This window comes from Methylomicrobium sp. Wu6, from assembly GCF_035916875.1.
Lineage (GTDB): Bacteria > Pseudomonadota > Gammaproteobacteria > Methylococcales > Methylomonadaceae > Methylomicrobium.
On record NZ_JAXUHN010000084.1, the window covers coordinates 1 to 25,074 of the forward strand.

A 25,074-nucleotide genomic window follows, 5' to 3' on the forward strand; every position below is an offset into this window, starting at 1 on the left:
GGGCAAAAAGGGTGCACGGATTTAAGCGTGGGTTGGTCAAAAACCGTGCACTTACAGCAACGAAAAATAACTGATTTAGCTATTAAATCAAACAGATAGTGTTTTCTGAGTAGACTCTAGTTAAAGCCATCTTTTTTGCCTTCTATCGACTCAATGACCAGCCCATTCTAGGCTGGAATTTTAGCACTTGCTTATATCCCTGCTGTGGATATGCACTGAGCGCATACCCGTGAGTATTTTTATGAGTATTTTTAGAAGACGGATGTGACAGATAAGATGCTATTTTCATAAACTGTTCTATGAAAAAATATAGAAAAGGTTTACAAAATCGCTGTCTATCCGACCCATCTGTCCTACTGCTTTTACACCTCAAAAAAAATTCAGTACCCCACCTTAACAGCAAATCCTATATACCCTCAACCATACCTAACAGAACATGGTTAGGGCTACACTTGCCATTTTGTATCGCATTGAAGCTCCCATTACGCGTTAATCCATCCCTCCTATAATTGCCCCGCGCTTAAATTGCACCAAAGAAGAGACTAGCCGCACCCTAAACGTCTGATGGCCTAGCTCCCCGCAATTGATCTGCTAGACTTAGATCAACTGAAAGCCCCCACACTGCATCGATAAAAGATAAAAGCGCCAGCAAAGAAAAGGTTGATGCTGGCGATAACTTCTCGGGCTTTCATGATTCACTACCGTCATGAAGAATCGGATGAACTAAGTCAAATGGCCAGAAGAAAAAGCAGCCCTATTGAGGACATATTTGAAATCACCGCGTCAATGCCCTGGTGGGTCGGCACAATGCTGGCTCCCCTTGCATATGCGGTGTTACACCATTACGCCATCGCCGCCGTCCCTACCACGGCTGTTCCAGGCCAAATTGGTCATATGATAACTGGTCAGCTTATAAAATCGATGTCCAGCATCGGACAGTATCTTTTACCTAGCGTATTTTTGCTGGCCGCGCTGACTGCGTTTTTCAAGCGCGAACATCGCCAGAATCTGGCCTCAAACAGTGGCGGTTCGGTAAACATGATCCGATCCTTAAGCTGGCGCGATTTTGAATTGTTGGTCGGCGAAGCCTTCAGAATGAAAGGTTATTCTGTCGTGGAAACAGCCGGTGGCGGGGCTGATGGCGGCATCGATCTGATGCTGAAAAAAGACGGCGAAGTTTTCCTGGTTCAATGCAAGCAATGGCGAGCCTTTAAAGTGTCAGTAAACATTGTGCGGGAATTGTTCGGTGTGATGGCCGCTCAGGGGGCGACAGGCGGCTTTGTGGCTACGTCAGGCGTGTTTACCAATGAAGCCCGTGCATTCGCCAAAGGGGAATATCGTATTGATAGACGGAGCTGAGCTTGCCGAAATGCTTTCTCATGTTCAATCGCCCCAATTTGATCAACCCCATACAGAACCGAAGCCAAAACCTTCATTTACTGCCCAGCATCAGGTGCTTTGCCCAGTTTGTGGCGGCGGTATGGTAAGACGCACTGCCAATAAAGGGCCGAACAAAGGCAATGGGTTTTGGGGCTGCGCTCAATTTCCCAGATGTCGCGGTGTAAGAAATTAAACATCAAGCAACGTTTTTAATTCGACCTGTTATTAAATGAAAAATTTAAGGATCAATCAACAACTGTTACCGTTGTCAAATAACACTGTTGGTTTTGTGCAAGCAAAAATACCTGTAACACTATGGGGTTGATCTCCAAAATTCAAATTTCGGCTTGTTTCCTCAATCGACTCATTTAGCTTAGTAACTGTTTTTTATGACATTAATTTTTAGTAACTTGATAGGCCATCAATTTGTCGGTAGTCTTGTCATTTTATCGGATAAAAATTGGACAGCATATGCATCTCGGGCGTTTCCATCGGGCAGTTGAGTTACTGCACCAAGATTACAAAAATTTAAATCCAGTACAATTGATTCAAGAAGTTCAGACCTCTTTGAATAACATTGCAGGGAATCCTGGTAATGCAGAAATTGCAAGCGCATATAAAGCAGCGCTCGATAAATGTAAAAACACTCTTGCAACTTCTCCTCTAAATACCCCTCGCCCGATACTAAAGGACATACTGGATTCGATAGGCGCGCAGAAATTCATTGGAAATGCTCTCTTTCAGCAAGTTCGATCTGCCATTTCATCAAACCCTGCTGCACCAAGTCTGGCTGTTCAAGAACTCTCCACTATTCAGCAGGAAACACAAAAGTTCTTCCAGAGTATCGCAAACATCGACAACGGTTTCGCTGAGCTAAAAGTCGAGTATGACGCATTGGATGCAGGAGAGGCAGAGATCGGACTTCTTATTCCAAGAGTCAACAATGCATCTACCTTGAAGGATTTGAGTAAGGAATTTAACCAGTGGCACAACGTGCTTGCTCCGATCGTCGAACTCTTTGACCCGAATGCTCCTTCGCTACAAATTAAAACATGTGCCACGACTGACTGGATGGTGTATTTGGCTAGCACTCCGCCCGTGCTTTGGGGGTTCTCAAAATGCGTGAAAGGTGTAAATGGAATTCTCAGAGAGCTTATCGAAACAAGAGATCTAATTGAAAAGCTAATTGAGAAGAAGCGCTCCCCTCAGGCAATTGAGGCATTGAAACAAGAGCAAGCGGAAGGGGCTAAAACTGAACTACGAACATTGGCAGAACAAACAGTTGATGAGCATTACAAAGGTGCTGACAAAGGTCGAAAGAACGAACTGAAAAATGCTATGACGCAGTCCCTGACTACTCTCGCACAGAAAATTACGGATGGTGCCAAGTTGGAAGTTAGTATGCTTCCTCCCCACCCAACGAAAAACGATGACGAAGACGCAACACAAAATGAAAACGAAACAGACTATTTAGCTGATATGCAAGCTTTGGCAAAATCGCTGGATGATGAGGTCGAAGCGCTTTGCTTTAATGGAGAGGCTAATGTCATTAGAGCGCTTCTCGGACATCCAGAAGAGATTGTTCTTGGACAACCAGAAGAGGCTGCTGAAGTGGCGTAATTTCGGAGGATTTGCTTAAGTGTCAAACAGCGTTGAATATTTTCCACTGAAGATCGCCATATTTTTCCAGTAGAAGTTTCTATATTGTTGTTTTTAAAGTATAAGGAGGATTTATGGGTTGGCAAATTTCACGCTGAATCTGGAAAAAATTGGAAGCTGTTTTACACACTAAACTAACGGAATCTGATTTTCAAGCGGACCTTCTGGAGTGATGGTCAAGACGCCTCGATCACTTGATGGTACGGCATGCATCATGTCGCCAATTCTAGCTTTCGTAACTATAGGTCGTTTTTATCAGCATACACATTATCAACAAGCTTTTTAAACCAGATAGGTCGAAAAATCACTATGATCAGTCCTAACGTGCTTGTGATTGGAAATAGAGGCATCATCATGAAGATAATAAGGACTAGGGCACATTTGATTCTGGCAAAGATTGAGACCGCTTTCATTTTTCTTGCTCTTGAAAGGAGGACAGGAAACGTAATGCTAGGAGAGCTTTGACAACTGGCTAAGCAGCGCCTGCAAACAAATCCCTTAACTCATCTGCAAAAACATCGACACTGATCAGCCGCCCAGCGCCCTGCGCGCGCAAACGAATCGACACATCCGCAGAAGGCAATATCCCTTTACCCATTTCGGGCCACTCGATAATGCAGACGGATTCCTCGTCCAGATAATCGCGGATACCTATCCATTCCAGTTCTTCCGGATCGGCCAAGCGGTATAAGTCGAAATGATATATTTTTCGGTCGCCGATCCGGTATTCTTCGACCAGCGTATAGGTCGGGCTCTTCACTGCACCGAAATGACCCGCCGCCTGTAAAAAACCGCGGACCAACGTGGTCTTGCCCGCCCCCAGTTCGCCGTGCAGAAACACCAAGCATTTCGTAGGCACTATGCGCCACAATGCCGCGCCGAACTGTTCTGTTTCTTCTGTCGATTGTAAATAACGTTGCATCAATTCACCAACTGTCTCAAAAACGGCAATAAATCGGTCGCCAACAAGCCGCGTTCGCCATCCTTCGCGGCCGCCAGGTCGGCGGCGCGGCCGTGCAAAAACACGCCCTGTTCGGCCGCGTCATGTAAATCAAGGCCTTGCGCCAGCAAACCCGCGATCACGCCGGACAGCACATCGCCCATGCCGCCCGACGCCATGCCCGGATTGCCGGTTATCGACACTGCGATCCGCGAATCACTCGCAATCAGCGAACCCGCGCCTTTCAATACCACGACGCTGCCGTAAGTCGCGCGGATCGCTTCTACCGCCGCGAAACGGTCCTGTTGTAAGGCTTGGGAAGAAGTGCGCAATAAGCGGGCCGCTTCGCCGGGATGCGGTGTCAAAATACAGTGGGTTTTATTCATTGGAGACTCCGCCAATAAATTCAATCCGTCCGCATCGAGCACGATCGGCTTGTCTGACTTCAGCACGGCATTGAACATTTCCTTGCCCCAGGCGCCCTGCCCCAATCCCGGCCCCAGCACTAGAACATCGGTTTTGTCCAACAAAGGCGCCAAATCTGCGTCGCTTTCGACACCACGACACATCAGTTCCGGTCGATTCAGATTCATCAAGCCGGCGTGTTCACTGCGTGTCGCAATGCTAACCAACCCCGTGCCGACCCGCAATGCCGCCTCGCCGGCCATCCGCGCCGCGCCCGAATAGCCTAGATCGCCGCCGATGATCAACACATGCCCCATGTTGCCTTTATGCGCACAGCGCCGGCGCGGCATCATAGGTTTTTGTAATACGCGAAAAACGCTTGATTTTACCGAACCGAAAACCTCATCCGGCACCGCCAACGCATCATAAACGATCTCGCCGACATAATCGGCCGCTTGACCGGTAAACAGCCCCTGTTTCAAGCCGATAAAGGTCACCGTACAATCGGCCTTGACTGCCGAGCCCATCACATGGCCGGTATCTGCATTCAGACCGGAAGGAATATCGGCGGAAATGACCGGTATTTGGGCCTGATTGATCACTCGAATCGAATCCGCATAAATCCCCGCCACAGGCCGGTCGAGACCTGTGCCGAGCAACGCATCGACAAGCAGATCGGCATCTATAGCCTTCCCTTCCTGGAAATGCGTGATCGTTCCGCCAGCTTGCCGATAATCCTGGAAAGCCGTCAATGCATCACCTTTCAATTTCTCGGGCTCGCCGACACTGATCACCTGCGTGCGAATTCCCGCTGCCTGCGCGAGCCGGGCGATCACATAACCATCGCCGGCATTATTGCCGCTGCCGCAAAATACTACCAACGACCGCGCCTCCGGCCATTTTTCAACCATACAGTCAAACATCGCGCCGCCAGCCCTGCACATCAATTGATAGCCGGGAATGCCGAATACCTCGATCGCGATCCGATCCAGCTCTCTGGCTTGGGCGGCACTGTAAAGGGTTTGGGGAAGATTTTTCATAAGCTTGAAGATAAAATATCCATGTCTTTGTAACTGGCCGGACATTCAATTTTCAGTTTGCCGTCCCGTTTACGCTGTAAGAGGCGTTTTTGCCCGAAAAACTCCGGGACGGAAATTTGCCGAATCCAAACGTTCAATTGTATTTCCGGGTCCTGTATTTTGGGTGTTATTTTGAATACGGTTTTTTACCGTCGAAAGAGAACTGTTCGCTCGCAAACGTCAATTCCTCAAGCCCAACCATTTCGCCGATTCCGTGGGCATTTCGGACAAGCCGGAATTACCGAGATCGAGAAACGGCAAACGCGCCTTTTTGTTTTCGGCGATCAGTTTCAGAGCGAGTTTCGACATAAAGACATCCAGGCAGTAATTCAAAGTCGCTATCATAGCGGCTTTTGCAAAGTTTCTCACGCCGGGCTTATGCTGCAATTCTGCGTTTCGGCAAATCCTGCAAACGCCGCTCGCGCGGAATTTTCTGGTACACTTGGCGGTCATAAAAACCGCTTTTATTCCCTAGAGGTTACATCATGAAAACACTCCCTTTAAAACGCTTGGTAATCCTGTTAGTCGCCTTGGGCCTTGGCAATGCCGCGCATGCCGAGCGGCCTTCGACCACGATCGACGGCAAGGTTCATCACCTCGTGGTGATCTGGCTGAAACAGCACGGCGATCCGGAAGCGCGCCGGAAATATATCGAGGGCAGCAAGCGGCTGTCCAAGCTGCCAGGCGTTTTAAGTTACAATATTGGCCCGGTTGCCGGCATCAAACGCGAGCATCCAAGCCCGTCGGTCGATGACAGCTTCGATATCGCAATTTCTGCAACGTTTGAGAGCAAGGAGGCACTGGAGAACTATTCGAAACATCCGGAACATCATAAGGTGATTCAGGAAGTGCTGAAGCCTTTGGTTGACCGGTATAAGGTTTACGATTTTGCGGATTGAAGGCTGGTTTCAAGCGCCACAGCTTGACCAAAGTTTTCAACCAAGTCATAAGTTAGGAGACCTTGTCAGTATTCGCCCCTCTCTCATAAGGCCAATGCCTTTAAGTTAAGTCGTGATGTCGGCAGGGATTGCCGACATCACGACTACTGTCTTGCCGGAATGACAAGTTCCATTAATAATGGCGTTGTCCATAAGACGAGGAGTTATAATCGTTACCTTAATGCGTGGGAACAATGTTAGGTATGTTTTTCGCGAAATGACCTCTACATTTTAGGCTTGCCAATGCGGGGGATTCGTTTTTGCAAATCCCGGCAAGGCCTCGATTCGCTGACACCAGGCATGCAATGCCGGAAAATGCACGTCGATATGGCGCAGCGCGCCGCTGACCGCTTCGGTATTTTCGCGCCTGGCGGAAACCAGCAACAATTGGATGACCGGATAGTACGCGACATCGGCCGCCGAAATGCTATTGCCGGACAGATAATCGCCAACGCTTAAAGCTTCATTGATGCGGGCCAGTTCCTGCTCGACCTTCTTCCTGGATTCGATCGCTTCCTGGCGCTTTTCCGGCAGTTCCCCAGAAAATATCGTGCCGGCAAACGATGTCATGTGTGGTTCCAGATAATAGACGCATTCCATGATCAGACGCCAGATCAGGCCGCGTTCCGCCGAACTGTTACCGAACAAGGGCCGTTCCGGCTGTTTGGCATCCAAATAGCTCAGGATCGCGATCGATTCGTAAAGCGTGAATGCGCCGTCGCGAATCGCCGGCAATTGTCCGCGCGGATTGATCGCCAGAAAGTCCGTCGATTTCAAATCTTTTTCTGGAAAACGCAGGCTCCGACTTTGATACGGCACCCGTTTTAATTCCAGAGCCAGTAATACGCGCCAAGAATAAGGACTTCCCAAGCCCCAAAAAACTTCAACGGTCATTTGCTAATTCGACTCTCAAAAAACGTTTCACCCTATGCACCCCAAACATTATTTATAGAATGATTCCGATCAATCGCGATTACAGCACTTATCGCTGCCTTGCCAACGGCGGGTAATCGGCGTATAAAAAACCGAAACTGCGACATTGACCATCGGAAGACAAAATCAGTGATATGAAGAAACAAATCACCCGCATATCTATTCATCAAACGAGTAAAGTGATCGCGCTCGTATATGCGGGGGCATCCGCATTTATTACGTCTCTGATGTTCATCAGCATGTTTGCCTCAAAACCGGAAATAGTGAACCAGCCGGACTTCAATATTCTACGAATCATCTCTGTCATCGTATTTTTACCACTGGCGGGCGGTCTGTTCTGTTATTTATTCTCTTTGTTTGCCTGTTTTCTTTATAACCGGATTGCAAAACTCATCGGCGGCATAGAATTCACGGTTTCGGAAACAGACGATCCCTGACTCATAAGTTCAGCGCGGTAAACCCTGCGCACGCTCTACCCAGCAATAACTTTCTTTATAACTCGCATACAGAAAGCGGTAACCCAATGCTTTCAGGCGTGAATTATCGCAGCGCTTGTTCATCGGCACATCGTCGCCGACTGGTTTGATGACAGGCGGAGGGCAATGCTGGCGTTCGGCCAGCCAGGAGACGACCTCCCACATCGGCGCGGGATCGTCGTCGCTGGCCAGATAACAACTATCCAGCGCCGCTCCGGCCAAACGTCGCGTGAAAAGAAACGCCAGGACTCCGACACAATCGTCCTGGTGAATCCGATTCGTGTAGTAAGGCGGTGTTTTTTGTATCGCGGGCTTAGCCGCCGCCAATCTGACCAAATGCCCGCGGCTCGGCCCGTAAATGCCGGAGAAGCGCACAACGATATTGTCTGGGTTCGCCGCCAGCACCTGCTTTTCTGCCTGTCTAATCAGTCGGCTGTTTTGATCATCCGGTTCAGCGTCGGACATTTCATCGACCCATTCGCCGCGCGACTGTCCGTAAACGCTGGTCGATGAAACGAATAGCATCGGCACGCCGGAAAACCGCGCCAGCACGTTGTTCAAGCCGGTTTGGTAGACCTCGCGATAGATTTGCTCGTTGCGACCGTCGGCCGAGACGATGAAAAACGCTTGGTCGAAACCGGTTTCCAAACCCTGCAGCGTGTCGGCGTCGGCAATATCCCCAGCAATATAATGTATCGCTTTGTCGGCAGCCGGCGGATGCCGTTTCAATCCGGTTACCCGATGCCCCTGCGCGGCCAGCTGATAACCCAACGTTGAACCGATTTCGCCACAGCCTACGATCAAAATGTTAGCCATCGTTATAACTCGTTAATCAACCGCAATTCCTGCGGATAAGGCGACATGTAGTAAGACTCCTCGATGTAAGGGTCGGGGGTTTTGCGGAAATGGTGCTTCAGCAAGGTCAGCGGCACGATCAGCGGAATTTCGCCGCGCCGGTAGCGTTCGATCACCTCGACCATTTCGGACTTGTCGTCCGCGTTCAGTTCCTTTTTCAGATAGCCCTGGATATGCTGCAAGACATTCACATGCTGACTGCGGGTCGGCACATGCTTCAGCATTTTCATCAGACGAGCGATATAGCGTTCGGCGACTTCGGCCAGGTTCTCCTGGCTCAGGTCGGCCAGCATTTGCCCGAGTTCGCGGTAATCGCCGTGGCTCATGATGATCAGCTTGTGGCGCGCATGGAAGCGGGTCAGGCTTGGCGCGCTGATGCCCTCGACGACCAGCTTCTTCCAACGGTAATAGACATAGACGCGCTGAATGAAATTTTCGCGCAGCCCCGGATCGCCGAGCCTGCCCTCCTCCTCGACCGGCAGCAAGGGATTCAAGTGCATCATCGCCTCGGCGAAAATGCCGACGCCTTCCGGCCGCGGCTGGACCCCGGTATAAACCTTCACGCGCTCCATGCCGCAGCTCGGCGAGCCTTTTTTCAGGATATAGCCGCATAACTCGGCATACCGGTCTTTAAGCTGATCCGCATAATCTCGCAAGCGCTCGGTCACGTCGCGCTCAGGGTCCTTGACGCCGACGCAGCGGATCTCGCCGTCAACCTTGACCAGATGCAAAATCGGCCTTGGCACGCCGAGCCCGATCGCGACTTCCGGACAAAACGGGTGAAACTCGAAATACTGCCCGAGCGTGCCGGTGATGTACGAATCGCGCTTATGACCGCCGTCGAAACGCACTTCCTGGCCGAGCAGACAACTGCTGATGCCGATCGGGATTTTGTTCATTGCGAATACCGGTAAGTTGCAAACGGGAATTGTTCGGTTACATTGTGTTCGGGATATTATACGCTATGGAATTTCTTTGTCCGATTACGCTACCATAGCCGCTCGAAAAGGCGATTTGCCGGCACCAACACAGTTCCTCACTTCCTTTGTCCGAGCGAATATAACGCATGAACATTATGCCACTCAAATTATTATTCTCCGTAGGATTGATCATCATGACGCTAAGCATGCCGACCGAAGCGAAAGCAGCCGCAATCACCCTGCCACTGTGTCCGAACCGCCCGAACTGCGTGTCGAGCCAGGCGGCGGACAACGATCATTTTATCGCGCCGTTCAAGATCAAGGGCAGACCGGAGGATGCCTTCGCGGCGCTCAAAAAGGCGCTGAGCGAACAAAGCCGCACGGTGATTACCGAAGCAGGCGACACGGCGCTGCATGCGGAGGCGACCAGCCTGATTTTCCGCTTCGTCGATGATGTACACGCGATCCTCGACGCCGACGCCGGCGTGATCCAGATCCGTTCGGCCTCGCGTGTCGGCTACAGCGACCTCGGCGTGAACCGTCGGCGGGTCGAGGCCTTGCGCACGACACTGCAACAAGCCGGCGCGATCGAATAGCCAAGCCGTTCGATGCCCCGCCACCGGCTTTCGCTGCTCATCTTCCGGCGCGACCTTCGGCTCGAAGACAATTGCGGCCTGAACGCAGCGCTGCAGCTGTCAGAACGAGTGTTGCCCGGTTTCATCTTCGATCCCCGGCAAATCGAGCCGCATCCTTACCAGAGTCTGCCGGGCCTGCGCTTCATGCTGCAAGCACTCACCGACTTGCAGCAGCAATGTCTGGCGGCCGGCGGCGAACTCGCCTTTTTCCATGGCGGGCCCTGTGGGGTGATTCGGGAACTGTTCGCCAAACAGAAGATTGATGCGGTATTCATCAACCGCGACTACACGCCGTTTAGCCGCCGTCGCGACGACGAGATCGCAGAGACTTGCCGTGAACTCGGCATCGTCCTGCATGTGCTGCCGGATGCGCTGCTGAACGAACCCGAAGACGCCGTCAAAAACGACGGCATGCCCTACAAGGTATTCACCGCCTTTTATCAAAAGGCGCGGCAGATTCCGGTCAAGTTGCCGTGCGCCTTGGCCGGATCGAACTTTATGAATCTCGATACCGGCGTGCCCCTCGAACAATGCGTTTTACCTGATCAGCAAGAGCAGAACATGATGCCTGGCGGCCGCAGTCATGCGCTGGCTTTACTGAATCAACTCGGCCGGCTCGCCGATTATCAACAATCGCGCGACTACCCTGCACTGGACACGACCAGCCGACTGTCGGCCTATCTGAAATTCGGCTGTTGTTCGGTGCGCGAAGCGTATTATGCGATCTTGACTCAATTGGGCGGCGAACATCCATTACTGCGCCAGTTATATTGGCGCGACTTTTTCACCCATATCGCCTATTATTTTCCGTTCGTGTTCGGGCGGGCTTTTGTGGAGAAATTCGAAGCTGTCGAATGGGATGATCATAGCGGCCGTTTCGAGGCCTGGTGCGAAGGCAGGACCGGTTTTCCGATCGTCGATGCCGGCATGCGCGAACTGAACGAAACCGGCTTCATGCATAACCGGGTCAGGATGATCGCCGCCTCGTTTCTGGTCAAGGACCTGCATATCGACTGGCGCTGGGGCGAGCGTTATTTTACGCGGCATCTGGTCGACTACGATCCCTGCGTGAATAACGGTAACTGGCAGTGGGCCGCTTCGACCGGCTGCGACGCCCAGCCTTATTTCAGGATCTTCAATCCCTGGACCCAGCAGCAGAAATTTGATCCGGACTGCCGCTATATCACTCGCTGGCTGCCGGAACTTCGTGAATTTCCGGCCGAAAGGCTTCACCGCTGGGACAAAAAACACAGCGTTTGCGGCTATCCGGCTCCGATCGTCGACCATGCAACAGAGTGCCGCATCGCGAAGGCAAGATTTCTAAAGGCCTCTCAGGCGTCGAGAGGCCCAATAGGCGAGCAGGATGAGTGACAACCAGCCGGCGACCAGCCAGCCGATCACGCCGTCATAATGGCCGACCAAAAAGCCGCAAGCCGAGTTCAAATCGGCGCTGAACAAGAATTTATTCATCTTGATCTGCCAGACCCAGCCCGTGTGGCAGCCGATGCACAAGCCCAGATTGTGGGGTGCGCGCGTCCTGATGATGCCTAAAAAAATGCCGACTACCAGCAAGGACAGCCAGTCCGAAAAATTGAGCGGATTGAAAAGATTGCCGAAGGCTTCGAAGAGCAATATAAAGCCGCTCGACCAGGCCACCTGAGCGCTCGGAATCTGTGAATGGCTGTGCAGGAAATGCAGCGAGGTGTAATAAAGGGCGCTGACTAGAACCGCAGCACAGAGCGGCATTTTTCTACGCATGGAGGCGATCAGCAAGCCGCGAAATAGCGGCTCTTCGATCAACGCTATCAGCAGCGCCAACAGCAAGGTCAGGGCCGCCTTCTCGGCGAGCAACATGACCGTCCAGTGCTTGGCCTGATCGAGGCTACGGATGCCCAGTTGAAACTCGACCCACAGCACCGGCAACAAGGTCAGCAAGCCGAGCGCGAATCCCAGAGGAATCTGCTTGAGTAATTTTTTCCCGGAGGCAAAACCCAAATCGGACCGGTTGATCCCGAGCCAGCGCATCGCCGGAAAAATGCTCAGCACCAGAAAGAACAACGTGGTTTTCGAGATGACTTTGGATAAAGTAAAGCGCTCGCCGGCGAACTGGATCAGAAAATAGCCTAGCACACAGGCCAGCAGCGAAAGAGCCAGCAATACCGCCAGTGGAACGAGCGCATAGCCAATGCGCTTCAGCATCCTTTCGAAACGCCGCGGAAATCCCCCCACAGCATCTGCACCGCGGACAAAGCCGCCAGCGAAGCCGTTTCGGTACGCAGTATCCTGCCACCAAGCCTTACCGGAATGAAGCCGGCGGCCTTCGCGGCCTCCCGCTCATGATCGGCAAAGCCGCCTTCGGGGCCGGTCAACAACGTCACCTCCATGTTTTCCGGCTGCAAGTCGGCCAGTGTGACTTCCGCATAAGGGTCCAGGAACAGTTTCAGCCCCTGCTGCTCGCCGACCCATTGATGCAGCCGGGTGATCGGCGACAATTCGGGCAATACACTCCGTCCGCTCTGCTCGGCCGCATGCTGGATGATGCGCTGCCAATGCGTGAAACGCTGGATGCGCTTGTCGCCCTTCAACTGCACCAGACAGCGCTCGGTCTCGATCGGCGTTATTTGATTCACGCCGAGTTCGACGGCCTTCTGCACCGACAGGTCCATCCGGTCGCCGCGCGCCATGCCGAGCCCGAGACAGATCGTCAGCGGCGATTCGACATCGCGCGGCTGCCGTTGTTCGAGCGCGACCGCCACCCGGTTCCGGCTGACTTCGAGCAGCACCGACAAGAAATCGGCGCCCGAGCCGTCGAACAGCACGATCTTGTCGTCCTTCGCAAGCCGCAAGACGGTTCTGACATAATGCGCGCTGTCATCGTCGAGTTCGATGTGCTGTCCGCAGTTTAACGGTTCGGAAACATAGAGTCGGGATATTCGCATCGCCATGAAATAGGGCTGGACAACGGTTCGGCCAGTCAGGCGCGCCGCTCCTCACGGGGCGGGGCAGATTATTGCTGAGGCCAGATTTGCAGGTTTTCGAGAATCGCGAGCGTCGGCCCCGACTGATTCATCGTATAGAAATGCAAGCCTGGCGCGTCCTGCTCGAGCAGTTTCTGGCACAACTCGGTCACCACATCCCGCCCGAAGGCCTGGATCGAGGCACGGTCGTCGCCGAGACACTCGAGGCGTTTGCGCAGCCAGCGCGGAATGTCCGCCCCGCACATTTCGGAGAAACGGAACAACTGCGAATACTGCGTGATCGGCATGATGCCCGGCACGATCGGAATCTCGATGCCGTTTTGCTCGCAGCGGTCGCGGAAATAAAAATACGCTTCGGCGTTGTAAAAATATTGCGTGATCGCGGCATTCGCCCCCGCATCGACCTTACGCTTGAAATTCACGAAATCGACATTGGCATTCAGCGCTTGCGGATGCACTTCCGGGTAGGCCGCGACATGAATTTCGAAGGTATCGCCGGTTTCCTTGCGGATGAACTCGACCAGTTCGTTCGCATAGCGGAACTCGCCGGCCGACAACATGCCGGACGGCAAATCGCCTCTCAACGCGACGATCTTGCTGATGCCCTTGGCCTGATAATCATTCAGAATCGTGCGAATATTGTCCCTGGTCGAAGCGACGCAAGACAGATGCGGCGCGGCCGCAATGCCCTTGGCCTGGATTTCGACAACCGTCTCGAAGGTCTTCTCGCGCGTCGAACCGCCAGCGCCGAAGGTGACCGAAAAAAAGCCGGGATTCAGCCGGGCGAGCTTTTCGTGAACGACCTTCAGGCTTGCCGCGCCCTCTTCGGTTTTCGGCGGGTAAAACTCAAAACTTAATACCTTCGGATGCGTATAGCGTGGTTTCATTCGATGCGCCTAGGCCGAGACGGGTTACCGAACATAGGGCAACCCAGCCTACAGTTGAGTGAGGATAAATCAATACCGGTAATATTCGGCCTTGTACGGACCTTCGACCGGCACATTGATGTAGCGCGCCTGTTCCTCGGTCAAGCGGGTCAGGTGCACGCCGATCTGCGCCAGATGCAGGCTCGCGACTTTTTCATCCAGTTTCTTCGGCAGCACGTAAACCTTGTTTTCATACTGCTCTGCGTGCTTCCACAGTTCGATCTGCGCCAATACCTGGTTGCAGAACGAATTGGACATCACGAAGCTCGGATGGCCGGTCGCGCAGCCGAGATTAACCAGACGGCCTTCGGCCAACACGATCAAGCGTTTACCATCCGGGAAGATCACATGATCGACTTGCGGCTTGATGTTTTCCCAGGTGTATTGGCGCAGCGAGGCAATGTCGATTTCGGAATCGAAATGGCCGATGTTGCAGACGATCGCCTGATTTTTCATCGCCAGCATGTGCGCGTGTGTGACCACATTCACGTTACCGGTCGCGGTTACGAAAATATTCGCGTGTGGCGCTGCCTCTTCCATCGTGACGACGCGGTAGCCTTCCATTGCGGCCTGCAAGGCGCAGATCGGGTCGATTTCTGTAATCCAGACTGTCGCGCCGAGACCGCGCAGCGACTGGGCGCAGCCTTTGCCGACATCACCGTAACCGCAGACGACTGCGATCTTGCCTGCAACCATCACGTCTGTCGCGCGCTTGATACCGTCAACCAGGGATTCGCGGCAACCATACAGGTTGTCGAACTTGGACTTGGTTACCGAATCGTTTACGTTGAAGGCAGGCACTTTCAGTGTTCCTTTCGCGACCCGTTCGTGCAGACGCAAGACGCCAGTCGTGGTTTCCTCGGACAAGCCTTTGACGCCATCCATCAATTCGGGATATTTTTCATGCATCATCAAAGTCAGGTCGCCGCCGTCGTCGAGAATCATGTTCGGGCGCCAGCCGTTCGGGCCTTCGATCGTCTGCTCGATGCACCAGTCAAATTCGGCTTCGTTCTCGCCCTTCCAGGCAAATACCGGGATGCCGGCCGCGGCGATCGCGGAAGCGGCATGATCCTGCGTCGAAAAGATGTTGCAGGACGACCAGCGCACTTCGGCGCCTAGCGCGGTCAGCGTTTCGATCAGTACCGCGGTTTGAATCGTCATGTGCAGACAACCGGCGATACGCGCGCCCTTCAGCGGCTGCTCGGCGCCGTACTCGGTGCGCAGAGCCATCAGGCCCGGCATTTCGGTTTCGGCGATATTAATTTCCTTGCGGCCCCAGTCAGCGAGTCCGATATCGGCGACTTTGTAATCTTGACTCATTTTTTCGCTCCGTTCCTGTGCTGTTGTTAAATTCCGGCCGCATCGAGCAAAGCCTCGATCTTGTCGGTTCTTTCCCAGGTAAAGGTATCTTCTGTGCGTCCGAAATGGCCGTAAGCCGCGGTCGGCTGATAGATCGGCTGCAACAGATCCAGCATCGCAATCAGGCCTTTCGGTCTCAGATCGAAAATCGAGCGGACTATTTCCACCAGGCGGTCTTCGCTGATCTTGCCGGTGCCGAAGGTTTCGATCGTGATTGAAGTCGGCTCGGCCACGCCGATCGCATAAGACACCTGAATCTCGCAGCGCTCCGCGAGCCCCGCCGCGACGATGTTTTTCGCAACATAGCGCGCCATGTAGGCCGCCGAACGGTCGACCTTGGAAGGGTCCTTGCCGGAAAACGCGCCGCCGCCGTGACGCGCCATGCCGCCGTAGCTGTCGACGATGATCTTGCGTCCGGTCAGACCGCAGTCGCCGACCGGGCCGCCGATCACGAATTGGCCGGTCGGGTTGATGAAAAATTTGGTGTCCTTATGGATCCATTCCTTCGGCAGCACTGGCAGGATGATTTCGTCCATCACCGCTTCATGCAAGGCTTTGTTGCTGATTTCCGGCGAATGCTGGGTCGATAAAACGACCGCGTCGATCGCTACCGGTTTGTGGTTTTCATAGCGGAAAGTGATCTGGCTTTTCGCGTCCGGACGCAGCCAAGGCAAGGTCTTGTTCTTGCGCACTTCGGCCTGGCGCTTGACCAACAGATGCGAATACTGGATCGGCGCCGGCATCAGCACGTCGGTTTCGTTCGACGCATAGCCGAACATTAGACCTTGGTCGCCGGCGCCCTGTTCATGGTTTTGGGCTTCATCGACACCCATCGCGATGTCCGACGACTGCTTGCCGATCGCGTTCAGGACGGCGCAGCTATGACCGTCGAAACCGATGTCGCCGTGATCATAGCCGATATCGCAAACGGTCTTGCGCACCAGTTCTTCCAGATCGACCCAAGCATTGGTCGTGATCTCGCCGGCGATGATCACCATGCCGGTTTTTACCATCGTCTCGCAGGCGACGCGTGATCTGGGATCCTGCGCCAACAGCGCATCCAATACCGCATCGGAAATTTGATCCGCGACCTTGTCCGGATGCCCTTCCGAAACCGATTCCGAGGTAAAAATGAAATTGTTGCTCATAGAAGTGCCTATTAAAAAATGATATAAAGCCTGATACGCAAAAAGGCTGCAAGGCAGCCTTTTTAATGATTTGGTGGGCCCTGTAGGACTTGAACCTACGACCTGCCGATTATGAGTCGGACGCTCTAACCAACTGAGCTAAGGGCCCTTGCCTGGTCTTTAGTCGCCGTCCAGAAAACAGCGTAACTGCTCAGATCTCGACGGATGCCGCAACTTTCTAAGCGCCTTGGCTTCGATCTGGCGTATTCTTTCGCGTGTCACATCAAACTGCTTGCCGACTTCTTCCAGCGTATGATCGGTATTCATATTGATACCGAAGCGCATCCTGAGCACCTTCGCTTCGCGCGCAGTCAACCCCGCCAGCACATTTTGCGTTGATTCACGTAAGCCCGCAATTGTAGCAGATTCTACCGGCGATAGCACCCTTGAATCTTCGATAAAATCGCCCAGGTGCGAATCCTCGTCGTCTCCGATCGGCGTTTCCATCGAAATCGGCTCCTTCGCGATTTTCAATACCTTGCGCACTTTGTCTTCCGGCATTTCCATCCGCACAGCCAATTCTTCCGGTGTCGCCTCGCGTCCCAGTTCTTGCAAAATCTGCCGTGAAATGCGGTTCAGCTTGTTGATCGTTTCGATCATATGCACCGGAATCCGGATTGTCCGCGCCTGATCCGCGATCGAGCGGGTAATCGCCTGACGAATCCACCAGGTCGCATAGGTCGAAAACTTGTAACCGCGACGGTATTCGAATTTATCGACCGCCTTCATCAGCCCGATATTGCCCTCCTGAATCAGATCGAGAAATTGCAGGCCGCGGTTCGTGTATTTTTTTGCAATCGAAATAACCAGACGCAGATTCGCCTCAATCATTTCTTTCTTTGCACGCCGCGATTTGGCCTCGCCGATCGACATGCGCCGGTTGATGTCTTTCAGGCCGTTGATCGTCAATCCGAATTTCGCCTCGATCTCACCCAGGGTTTTGATCGCCTTGCGCAGGTCTTTTTCATAAGGCTTCAAGGCCTCGGCGTATTTGCTCCCGTCCACCAAGCTGCGGTTCAGCCAAGCCGGATTACTTTCGTCTTCGGTAAACAGAGCGATAAATTCCGGACGCGGCATTTTTGCATGTTTCGTGCAGATTTCCAGAATTATCCTTTCCTGGTCACGGACGCTTGCAACACCGTCGGGAATGATGCCCGACATTTTTTTCAGATATTGCGGCGTCCATTTGAATTCCATGAACAAGTCTGCCAACACAGCGAACGCCTTTTCGGTTTCCGCGCTCGCATAGCCATACTTTTTGCAGGCGTCTGTGGCGACCTGCAATTGTACTCTGAGCTTATCAACCTTTTCGTTGACTTCTTCGAGATTCAGGCCTTTTAATTCTTCGTCGGCGGCGCCGGCTTCTTCGACGTCATCCGCTCCGGCCTGTACCACGGCCAAATCGTCGGCCTCGCTGTAGTCGGCGAAACCGGTGATCAGATCGTTCAAGCGAATGCCGCCCTCTTCAAACGAAATCGAATCATAGGATTGCAGAAAGTCATCAACTACGACACAGGACCGCGCCAAAGCCTTAACCAATTGCTGCTGGCCTTCTTCGATTCGCTTCGCAATTTTCAATTCGTCCGCGCGCGTCAACAGTTCGACCGAGCCCATTTCGCGCATATACATGCGCACGGGGTCGGTCGTCCGCCCAAATTCGCTGTCGACCGACGCGAGCGCAGCGACCTCTTCAGCATCTTCGTCATCAGAGGTGACAGCAGCCGCATCGGTAATCAATGAGTCTTCGTCAGGCGCAACCTCATAGACCTGGATACCCATATCATTGATCATGCCGATGAAATCATCAATTTGTTCAGGATCGACAATATCACTCGGCAAGTGGTCATTAATCTCGGCATAAGTCAGGAAGCCCTGAATTTTGCCTTTGGCAATCAATTGTTTAATCTGAGACTGTTGCTGTTCTTGATTCATTATTCACTCACCGGATATGCAATTCAGCAGAACCACACGTAACTCGTGATTCTACTATATAAACTTATAGCTTGGCATCTACTTTTTGAGAGCAGATATAATGGCATATAGCCTTCGCAGAGATTCTTTTTCATCGGGAGTCAACACTTTTTTGGACAAAAGCCGCTCCAACTCGTTTTCCGCAGACTGTATACGTAATTTAACAAGAGCGTCACAGAAAACCGTTTCCACATCCTCGTCAGAAACTTGTAAATCCAAAAACGCCAGCGCCTTGACCGACTTTTCATCGGCCGAGTCGCGGTAAGATTCGAGCAACACTGCGGAATTGGCGGGCTTTAGCGCCAATAGGGTCTGTACGATATGCCTAAACAATTCGACACCAGGAAATGTCAGCGTATTCCAGTCGATTTCCTGCAATTCAGGGCACATTGCCAATTCAGGATTTTGCACCAATAATGCAATCGCCATCCTCGCGGAAGTTATTCTGCCCTTGGCACGCGGACTGATGATACTTCGACTAATTGTAGACTCATTCTGCAAAACATCCAGATGACTCGCCTCGGACAAGGTCTTGAGCCTGGCAAGCATCATGTCCCGAAAAATGCCCGCGGGCAACTTTTCGAGATAGGGCCTAACCTTGCCGAACAGCTGCGCGCGTGCCTCGATACTGGTCAGCTGTAAGTCTTTAGAGGCCTCTGCAAAAAAATAATCGGACAAGACATCGGCTTCCCGCATCCGCGCCCCAAACCGTTCAACACCCTCCTTGCGCACCAGCGAATCGGGATCCTCATCCTGCGGCAACAGCATGATGCGCACCTGCCGCCCATCGCGAAGACAAGGAAATACCGCATCCATCGCCCGCCAGGCCGCTTCCCTTCCCGCCCTGTCGCCGTCAAAGCAAAATACCAGTTCCGCCGAAAAACGGAACAATAACTCGACATGCGCCTGCGAGGCCGCGGTACCCAAAGCGGCTACGGCATTATCGATGCCGAATTCGGCCAACGCAATCACATCCATGTAACCTTCGACAAACAATATCCGCGCCGGTTTGCTGTTTTTTTTCAGCAATTCATAAAGTCCGTAAACTTCCCGGCCTTTATGAAATAGGGGCGTTTCCGGAGAATTCAAATATTTCGGTGTAGAATCGTCCAGCACTCGCCCGCCGAAACCGACAATTCGGCCGCGCTTGTCGCGAATCGGAAACATGATCCGGCCGCGGAACCGGTCATATACATGCCCCGTTTCATTCTTGATCGACAACCCCGTATCGAGCAATGCCTGTTTGTTAAATTGCCCGGACAAGGCTTGCCACGCATCGGGCGCATAACCCAGCCGATAATCGCGCATCACCTGCTCGCCAACGCCGCGAGCACGCAAATAATCGCGCGCAACGGCGCCTTCTTTTGCGTGCAATTGCTCGGTGAAAAACGCAGTCACCTTCTCCATCAGTTGGTAAAGAGTATTCAGATCGTCTTTTTTTTGCGGCGAACTTCGCTCTGAAACCGACTCCCGCGGTATATCCACGCCGACAAAGGCGGCCAAATCTTCAACCGCTTCGACAAAGTCGAGCCGATTGAATTCCATCAGAAAAGTAATTGCGTTGCCGCTGGCGCCGCAACCGAAGCAGTAATAAAACTGTTTGTCACGATTGACCGAAAAACTCGGTGTCTTTTCAGTATGAAAGGGACAACGGGCGACAAAATTCGCCCCTGTTTTTTTGAGAGGAAGGTGCGCATCGATAAGATCGACGATATCAACCCGCACCAGTAGGTCATCAATGAACTGACGAGGTATGTGTCCCTCGGACATAAATTAAAAAGCGTTGAACGAGAGGATTAGCCTCCCAAACCAGCCTTGATTTTTTGGCTGACCACCGCCATATCGGCGCGCCCCTGCATTTTCGACTTCAATAGAGCCATTACCTTGCCCATATCCTTGACCGATGCAGCGCCGGACTTTGCGATTGCTTCCTGAACCAAGCCGTCGACCTCGGCATCGCTCAGCGCCGCAGGCAGGAATTCCTGAATGATTTTGATTTCCGCCCCTTCCGCATCCGCCAGGTCGTTGCGACCGGCATCGGAATATTGCTTGATCGATTCGCGCCGCTGCTTCAACATCTTGTCCAGCACCTGAATGGTCCGGTCGTTATCGAGCGTAATGCGCTCATCAACTTCAACCTGCTTGACCGCGGCAAGAATCAAACGGATCACGCCTAGCTTGAATTTGTCGCCGCCTTTCATGGCGGCTTTCATTTCTTCCTTGATTCGATCCGTCAATAAATCCATCATCCGAACCAAAATTAAAGGGCAGGACGGCCGCGGCGCAGATTTTTCAACGCATAACGCTCGCGCGCCAGTTTTTTCAGGTGACGTTTGACAGCCGCAGCACCTTTGCGTTTACGTTCCGTGGTCGGTTTTTCATAAAACTCGCGGCGACGGACTTCGGCCAATACACCGGCTTTTTCACAAGCGCGTTTAAAGCGGCGAATGGCGATATCGAAAGGTTCGTTTTCTTTAATTTTGACTGACGGCATTATACGTTTCCAAATTTCCAGTTGTGTTAATATTTAAAAAACATGGGCGTTAGCACACCCGCTCTAGTAAACTCCTAATTATACCTTTCTTTTGATCAATTTTCAAAACTCGATGATCGTTTTAGGCATAGAAACCTCCTGCGATGAGACCGGCGTCGCACTTTATGATTCCGAACGCGGCCTGTTATCCGATCTCTTGCACAGCCAGATCGACCTGCACCGCGACTACGGCGGCGTGGTGCCGGAGCTTGCCTCGCGCGATCACATCCGGAAACTGGCCCCGATGATCCGGCAGGCGATCAGGGACAGCGGATTGACTCAAAACGACATCGACGGCATCGCTTATACCGCGGGCCCAGGCCTAATCGGAGCGCTCTTGGTCGGCGCCGCGACCGCGCGCGGCTTGGCCTGGGCCTGGCGGATTCCGGCGGTCGCGGTGCATCACATGGAAGGCCATTTGCTCGCACCGATGTTGGAACCGGAACCGCCCAAGTTTCCTTTCGTCGCATTGCTCATTTCCGGCGGCCATACGCAATTGGTAGAAGTCGAAGACATAGGACGCTACCGAATTCTGGGCGAATCGCTCGATGACGCGGCCGGCGAGGCATTCGACAAGACCGCCAAGATGCTCGGCTTGAGCTACCCCGGCGGCCCCAAGTTGTCCGCCCTGGCCGAATGCGGCCACGCCCATTTTAACTTTCCACGTCCGATGACCGACCGCCCCGGACTGGATTTCAGCTTTAGCGGCCTCAAAACCTTTGCCCTGAATACCTTACAGGCGAGTGAACGCAGCGAACAAAACAAGGCCGACATCGCTCTTGCTTTTCAGCAAGCCGTGGCCGACACCCTTACGATTAAATGCCGGCGCGCATTGCAACAAACCGGACTTAAAACACTAGTGGTCGCCGGCGGCGTCAGCGCCAACACCCAAATTCGCTCCTCGCTTCGCGCGATGGCCGCCGGGGAGAAAGCGGCAATCTATTTTCCAAGGCCAGAATTCTGCACCGACAACGGCGCGATGATCGCCTATGCCGGCTGTCAGCGCTTATTAGCCGGACAACAAGAACCGCTTGCTATCATGGCCAAACCGCGCTGGCCGATCAGCGAATTGACGGCTGCCGGATCACATACCGCGCACTCTCAAATCACGCCCGCCGCATCTGAATAAGCCTTACCGGGACGCCGGTAGCCGGGGCATATAATGCTGGTTCTTTCGACAGGATCGCCTAGGCGTAGCGCGGTCAATTGACCTCCCCACAGGCAACCGGTATCGATCGCATAGCAATTGTGGCCTTCATAATAGCCAAGCTGCGACCAATGCCCAAAAACAATCCGTAAATCGGCATTCTTGCGCTGTGGCGCGGCAAACCACGGCAGCAAGTGCGGAGGCTGCGAGCCGGGCGGACCGTCATGGGCGAAATCGAGGCGTCCGTCCGCATCCAGATATCGCATCCGCGTGAAGCAATTGATGATGAAGCGCAACAGCGGCACGCCTTCCAAATCGCCTGACCAGAGATCCGGCTGATTGCCGTACATCTGCCCCAAAAACTGCCGATAATCTCCGCTCTGCAAGGCCCGTTCGGCCAGTTCCGCCATCGCGCCTGCCTCCTCCAGATCCCATTGCGGCGGCAGACCCGCATGCAGAAGGCAGAACTCATTGTTCGTATGAAACAACGGACGAAACCTGAGCCAATCGATCAGTTCATCCCCATCCGGCGCATCCAGCACAGCCTGAAAAGTATCCTTTTTATGCACGATGCCCGAGGCATACGCCGCGAGCAAATGCAGATCATGATTGCCGAGCACGGTTACCGCCGCATTCCCGAGTCCTTTCACGAAACGCAGCACGTCCAGCGATTTCGGTCCGCGGTTGACCAGATCTCCCGCAAACCATAGCAGGTCTGTTTCCGGATCGAATACGATCGCATCGAGCAGTTTCAACAGGTCGTCGTAACAGCCTTGCACATCGCCGATTGCATAGATCGCCATCGGCTTACTTAATGCAAGGTTCGCGGAATCGACAAGGTAAAACGCGGAATCATCGCATTGAATTGATCCCCCTCGTCTGTACGCATCGTGTATTCGCCTTGCATCGTGCCGACTGGCGTTTCGATCATCGCGCCGCTGGTATAGCGGAACGACTCGCCCGGTTTCAGATACGGCTGCTCGCCGATCACGCCGTCGCCGCGGACTTCCTGGATCTTGCCGTTCGCGTCGGTAATCAGCCAATGCCGGGTCATCAGCTTGGCAGGCGCCGACCCGACATTCGTGATCGTAATCGTATAGGCAAACACATAGCGTCCTTCCGCCGGCACGGATTGCGCCTCGATATAATGCGGAGTCGCTTCAACAAGAATTTTATTTTTTTCGCTCATGTTCGGATTATCATTGGAATTATCGCCGGCAAGTCGGTTTCGATAGGGAATTGTGGTTATTTCATCTTAACTTGACCGCTAACGCAAGCATTCGGACGACAAAGAAGTCAGCGCGGTTTTACCAATCCACCCTCTCTACAGTATCATAAGCAGTCTTAACCCCTCGGCAAAACAGAGATCAGGAAATAACCTTGCACATTCACATACTCGGCATTTGCGGCACTTTCATGGGCGGACTGGCGGTGATCGCTCGGCAAATGGGCCATCAGGTCACCGGTTCCGACCAAAACGTGTATCCACCGATGAGCACGCAACTCGAATCCCAGGGCATCGTCTTGATGGAAGGCTACCGGGGCGAAAATCTCGACCCGAAACCGGACCTGGTCATCATCGGCAATGCCCTCTCGCGCGGCAATCCGGAAGTCGAGGCGGTGCTGAATCAAGGCCTGAATTATGTTTCCGGTCCCGAGTGGCTCGCGAAACATGTGCTGCAGGACCGCTGGGTGCTCGGCGTCGCCGGCACGCACGGCAAAACGACCACATCCAGCATGTTGAGCTGGATACTCGAACATCAGGACTTCAAACCCGGTTTCCTGATCGGCGGCATTCCGCTCAATTTCGACGTGTCGGCACGTCTCGGCGGGTCGTCTTTTTTTGTGGTCGAAGCCGACGAATACGATTCGGCGTTTTTCGACAAGCGTTCGAAATTCGTGCATTACCGGCCGCGCACTGCGATTTTGAACAATTTGGAATATGATCATGCCGATATTTTTCCGGATCTCGACGCCATCAAGAAACAATTTCATCATCTGGTTAGAACCATTCCGGGCCAGGGATTAATTATCACTCCCGAAAATGAGCACAATATCCGCGATGTGCTGAACATGGGTTGTTGGACACCCGTTGCAGAAACCTCGATCAACGGCGCATCGGCATGGAACGCGGAATTGCACAAGGCCGACGGCAGTCGCTTCTCGGTGACCCACAATGACATCGTGCAAGGCGAAGTCGATTGGGCGCTGACCGGCGAACACAATGTCTCGAACGCGCTGGCCGCGATTGCCGCCGCGCACCATGTCGGCATCCTGCCCAAGGACGCGATCGCCGCGCTGACTCAATTCCGGAACGTCAAACGGCGCATGGAAGTGCTCGCGAAACTGAACAGCGTGACGATTTACGACGATTTCGCACATCATCCGACCGCGATCGCCACGACCTTGGACGGCCTGCGCAAGCAAGTCGGCTCCGAACGCATCATCGCGATCATCGAACCGCGCTCGAACACAATGCGGCTCGGCGTGCATACCGAAACCTTGGCCAAATCATTGAACCAGGCTGATCAGGCGATCATCTATCAACCTAAAGAACTGCGCTGGGACTTGAGCCAGCTCAAACAATATGAGGCAAATATCGAAATTTGCGAGACCCTCGAGCAAATCATCGACAAACTGAAGCACGAAGCGCGCATGGGCGGCCATTTCGTGCTGATGAGCAACGGTAGTTTCGGCGGTATTTACACGAAGCTGCTTGCGGAACTGAGCCAATAAACATTCGCTTCGTTTCA

General features: G+C 53.1%; 25 protein-coding genes and 1 tRNA gene. 8 read left to right on the forward strand and 18 right to left on the reverse strand.

What is annotated here, in order from left to right; translation table 11 throughout:
• Window positions 1-690: 690 nt before the first annotated feature.
• Both U2W12_RS12745 and U2W12_RS12750 read left to right on the forward strand, forming a co-directional pair.
• Window positions 691-1,359: a restriction endonuclease gene (locus U2W12_RS12745; RefSeq protein ID WP_326501068.1), complete on the forward strand. Its 669-nt coding sequence runs from the start codon at window positions 691-693 to the stop codon at window positions 1,357-1,359.
• 447 nt (window positions 1,360-1,806) lie between these two features.
• Window positions 1,807-3,000, forward strand: coding sequence for a hypothetical protein (locus tag U2W12_RS12750; RefSeq protein ID WP_326501069.1), 1,194 nt, complete (start codon window positions 1,807-1,809; stop codon window positions 2,998-3,000).
• Window positions 3,001-3,511: 511 nt separating this feature from the next.
• Here the strand turns inward: U2W12_RS12750 and tsaE are convergent.
• The 3 genes from tsaE to U2W12_RS12765 all read right to left on the reverse strand — a co-directional run bounded on the left by tsaE (window position 3,512) and on the right by U2W12_RS12765 (window position 5,808).
• On the reverse strand, window positions 3,512-3,961 hold the full coding sequence (gene tsaE, locus U2W12_RS12755; RefSeq protein WP_326501070.1) for a tRNA (adenosine(37)-N6)-threonylcarbamoyltransferase complex ATPase subunit type 1 TsaE: 450 nt from the start codon (window positions 3,959-3,961) through the stop codon (window positions 3,512-3,514).
• The gene (locus U2W12_RS12760; RefSeq protein WP_326501071.1) at window positions 3,961-5,424 is read right to left on the reverse strand and encodes an NAD(P)H-hydrate dehydratase; all 1,464 of its coding nucleotides are present in this window, start codon (window positions 5,422-5,424) and stop codon (window positions 3,961-3,963) included. The genes tsaE and U2W12_RS12760 overlap by 1 nt, the downstream gene beginning before the upstream one ends.
• Before the next feature lie 219 nt (window positions 5,425-5,643).
• On the reverse strand, window positions 5,644-5,808 hold the full coding sequence (locus U2W12_RS12765) for a hypothetical protein (protein ID WP_326501072.1): 165 nt from the start codon (window positions 5,806-5,808) through the stop codon (window positions 5,644-5,646).
• A 140-nt stretch (window positions 5,809-5,948) separates the two neighbouring features.
• Between U2W12_RS12765 and U2W12_RS12770 the strand changes: the two genes are divergently transcribed.
• A complete protein-coding gene (locus U2W12_RS12770) occupies window positions 5,949-6,362 on the forward strand; it encodes a Dabb family protein (protein WP_326501073.1) in 414 nt (137 codons plus the stop codon).
• A gap of 270 nt (window positions 6,363-6,632) precedes the next feature.
• On the opposite strand, the gene U2W12_RS12775 is transcribed toward U2W12_RS12770, so the two are convergent.
• Complete coding sequence (locus tag U2W12_RS12775; RefSeq protein ID WP_326501074.1) at window positions 6,633-7,295, reverse strand: glutathione S-transferase family protein; 663 nt, start codon at window positions 7,293-7,295, stop codon at window positions 6,633-6,635.
• A gap of 173 nt (window positions 7,296-7,468) precedes the next feature.
• On the opposite strand from U2W12_RS12775, the gene U2W12_RS12780 reads away from it, so the two are divergent.
• The gene (locus tag U2W12_RS12780) at window positions 7,469-7,771 is read left to right on the forward strand and encodes a hypothetical protein (protein ID WP_326501075.1); all 303 of its coding nucleotides are present in this window, start codon (window positions 7,469-7,471) and stop codon (window positions 7,769-7,771) included.
• A 9-nt stretch (window positions 7,772-7,780) separates the two neighbouring features.
• On the opposite strand, the gene U2W12_RS12785 is transcribed toward U2W12_RS12780, so the two are convergent.
• On the reverse strand, window positions 7,781-8,626 hold the full coding sequence (locus U2W12_RS12785; protein ID WP_326501076.1) for an SDR family oxidoreductase: 846 nt from the start codon (window positions 8,624-8,626) through the stop codon (window positions 7,781-7,783).
• 2 nt (window positions 8,627-8,628) lie between these two features.
• The gene (locus tag U2W12_RS12790; protein ID WP_326501077.1) at window positions 8,629-9,564 is read right to left on the reverse strand and encodes a DUF523 and DUF1722 domain-containing protein; all 936 of its coding nucleotides are present in this window, start codon (window positions 9,562-9,564) and stop codon (window positions 8,629-8,631) included.
• Window positions 9,565-9,740: 176 nt separating this feature from the next.
• On the opposite strand from U2W12_RS12790, the gene U2W12_RS12795 reads away from it, so the two are divergent.
• Window positions 9,741-10,181 carry a DUF1499 domain-containing protein gene (locus tag U2W12_RS12795; RefSeq protein ID WP_326501078.1) on the forward strand — a complete coding sequence of 147 codons (441 nt, stop codon included), beginning with the start codon at window positions 9,741-9,743 and terminating at the stop codon, window positions 10,179-10,181.
• Between the two features lie 12 nt (window positions 10,182-10,193).
• Window positions 10,194-11,591 (forward strand): deoxyribodipyrimidine photo-lyase, encoded by a 1,398-nt coding sequence (locus tag U2W12_RS12800; RefSeq protein ID WP_326501079.1) that lies wholly within the window; start codon window positions 10,194-10,196, stop codon window positions 11,589-11,591.
• Here U2W12_RS12800 and U2W12_RS12805 read toward each other — a convergent pair.
• The 10 genes from U2W12_RS12805 to rpsU all read right to left on the reverse strand — a co-directional run bounded on the left by U2W12_RS12805 (window position 11,541) and on the right by rpsU (window position 21,135).
• Window positions 11,541-12,419 (reverse strand): CPBP family glutamic-type intramembrane protease, encoded by an 879-nt coding sequence (locus U2W12_RS12805; protein ID WP_326501080.1) that lies wholly within the window; start codon window positions 12,417-12,419, stop codon window positions 11,541-11,543. The two genes, U2W12_RS12800 and U2W12_RS12805, sit on opposite strands and share 51 nt — an antisense overlap.
• Window positions 12,413-13,159, reverse strand: coding sequence for a 16S rRNA (uracil(1498)-N(3))-methyltransferase (locus tag U2W12_RS12810; RefSeq protein WP_326501183.1), 747 nt, complete (start codon window positions 13,157-13,159; stop codon window positions 12,413-12,415). Before U2W12_RS12810 ends, U2W12_RS12805 begins: the two co-directional genes overlap by 7 nt.
• A gap of 68 nt (window positions 13,160-13,227) precedes the next feature.
• Window positions 13,228-14,085, reverse strand: a complete 858-nt coding sequence (gene metF / locus U2W12_RS12815; protein ID WP_326501081.1) for a methylenetetrahydrofolate reductase [NAD(P)H] — start codon at window positions 14,083-14,085, stop codon at window positions 13,228-13,230.
• 69 nt (window positions 14,086-14,154) lie between these two features.
• Window positions 14,155-15,444 (reverse strand): adenosylhomocysteinase, encoded by a 1,290-nt coding sequence (ahcY, locus tag U2W12_RS12820; protein WP_326501082.1) that lies wholly within the window; start codon window positions 15,442-15,444, stop codon window positions 14,155-14,157.
• 26 nt (window positions 15,445-15,470) lie between these two features.
• Window positions 15,471-16,631 carry a methionine adenosyltransferase gene (gene metK, locus U2W12_RS12825; RefSeq protein ID WP_326501083.1) on the reverse strand — a complete coding sequence of 387 codons (1,161 nt, stop codon included), beginning with the start codon at window positions 16,629-16,631 and terminating at the stop codon, window positions 15,471-15,473.
• A 71-nt stretch (window positions 16,632-16,702) separates the two neighbouring features.
• Window positions 16,703-16,779 (reverse strand) — tRNA-Ile (locus tag U2W12_RS12830).
• A gap of 11 nt (window positions 16,780-16,790) precedes the next feature.
• Window positions 16,791-18,602 carry an RNA polymerase sigma factor RpoD gene (gene rpoD, locus U2W12_RS12835; RefSeq protein WP_326501084.1) on the reverse strand — a complete coding sequence of 604 codons (1,812 nt, stop codon included), beginning with the start codon at window positions 18,600-18,602 and terminating at the stop codon, window positions 16,791-16,793.
• Between the two features lie 78 nt (window positions 18,603-18,680).
• Window positions 18,681-20,411: a DNA primase gene (dnaG, locus tag U2W12_RS12840; protein ID WP_326501085.1), complete on the reverse strand. Its 1,731-nt coding sequence runs from the start codon at window positions 20,409-20,411 to the stop codon at window positions 18,681-18,683.
• A gap of 26 nt (window positions 20,412-20,437) precedes the next feature.
• Window positions 20,438-20,887: a GatB/YqeY domain-containing protein gene (locus tag U2W12_RS12845; protein WP_326501086.1), complete on the reverse strand. Its 450-nt coding sequence runs from the start codon at window positions 20,885-20,887 to the stop codon at window positions 20,438-20,440.
• A gap of 14 nt (window positions 20,888-20,901) precedes the next feature.
• Entirely contained in the window at window positions 20,902-21,135 is a 234-nt protein-coding gene (gene rpsU / locus U2W12_RS12850; protein WP_024298241.1) for a 30S ribosomal protein S21, read from the reverse strand.
• A 112-nt stretch (window positions 21,136-21,247) separates the two neighbouring features.
• Between rpsU and tsaD the strand changes: the two genes are divergently transcribed.
• Window positions 21,248-22,303, forward strand: a complete 1,056-nt coding sequence (gene tsaD, locus U2W12_RS12855; RefSeq protein ID WP_326501087.1) for a tRNA (adenosine(37)-N6)-threonylcarbamoyltransferase complex transferase subunit TsaD — start codon at window positions 21,248-21,250, stop codon at window positions 22,301-22,303.
• On the opposite strand, the gene U2W12_RS12860 is transcribed toward tsaD, so the two are convergent.
• The gene (locus U2W12_RS12860; RefSeq protein ID WP_326501088.1) at window positions 22,276-23,124 is read right to left on the reverse strand and encodes a symmetrical bis(5'-nucleosyl)-tetraphosphatase; all 849 of its coding nucleotides are present in this window, start codon (window positions 23,122-23,124) and stop codon (window positions 22,276-22,278) included. The genes tsaD and U2W12_RS12860 overlap by 28 nt on opposite strands.
• A gap of 8 nt (window positions 23,125-23,132) precedes the next feature.
• Window positions 23,133-23,510: a Co2+/Mg2+ efflux protein ApaG gene (apaG, locus tag U2W12_RS12865; protein WP_326501089.1), complete on the reverse strand. Its 378-nt coding sequence runs from the start codon at window positions 23,508-23,510 to the stop codon at window positions 23,133-23,135.
• A gap of 191 nt (window positions 23,511-23,701) precedes the next feature.
• On the opposite strand from apaG, the gene mpl reads away from it, so the two are divergent.
• Complete coding sequence (mpl, locus tag U2W12_RS12870) at window positions 23,702-25,057, forward strand: UDP-N-acetylmuramate:L-alanyl-gamma-D-glutamyl-meso-diaminopimelate ligase (protein WP_326501090.1); 1,356 nt, start codon at window positions 23,702-23,704, stop codon at window positions 25,055-25,057.
• Window positions 25,058-25,074 lie beyond the last annotated feature (17 nt).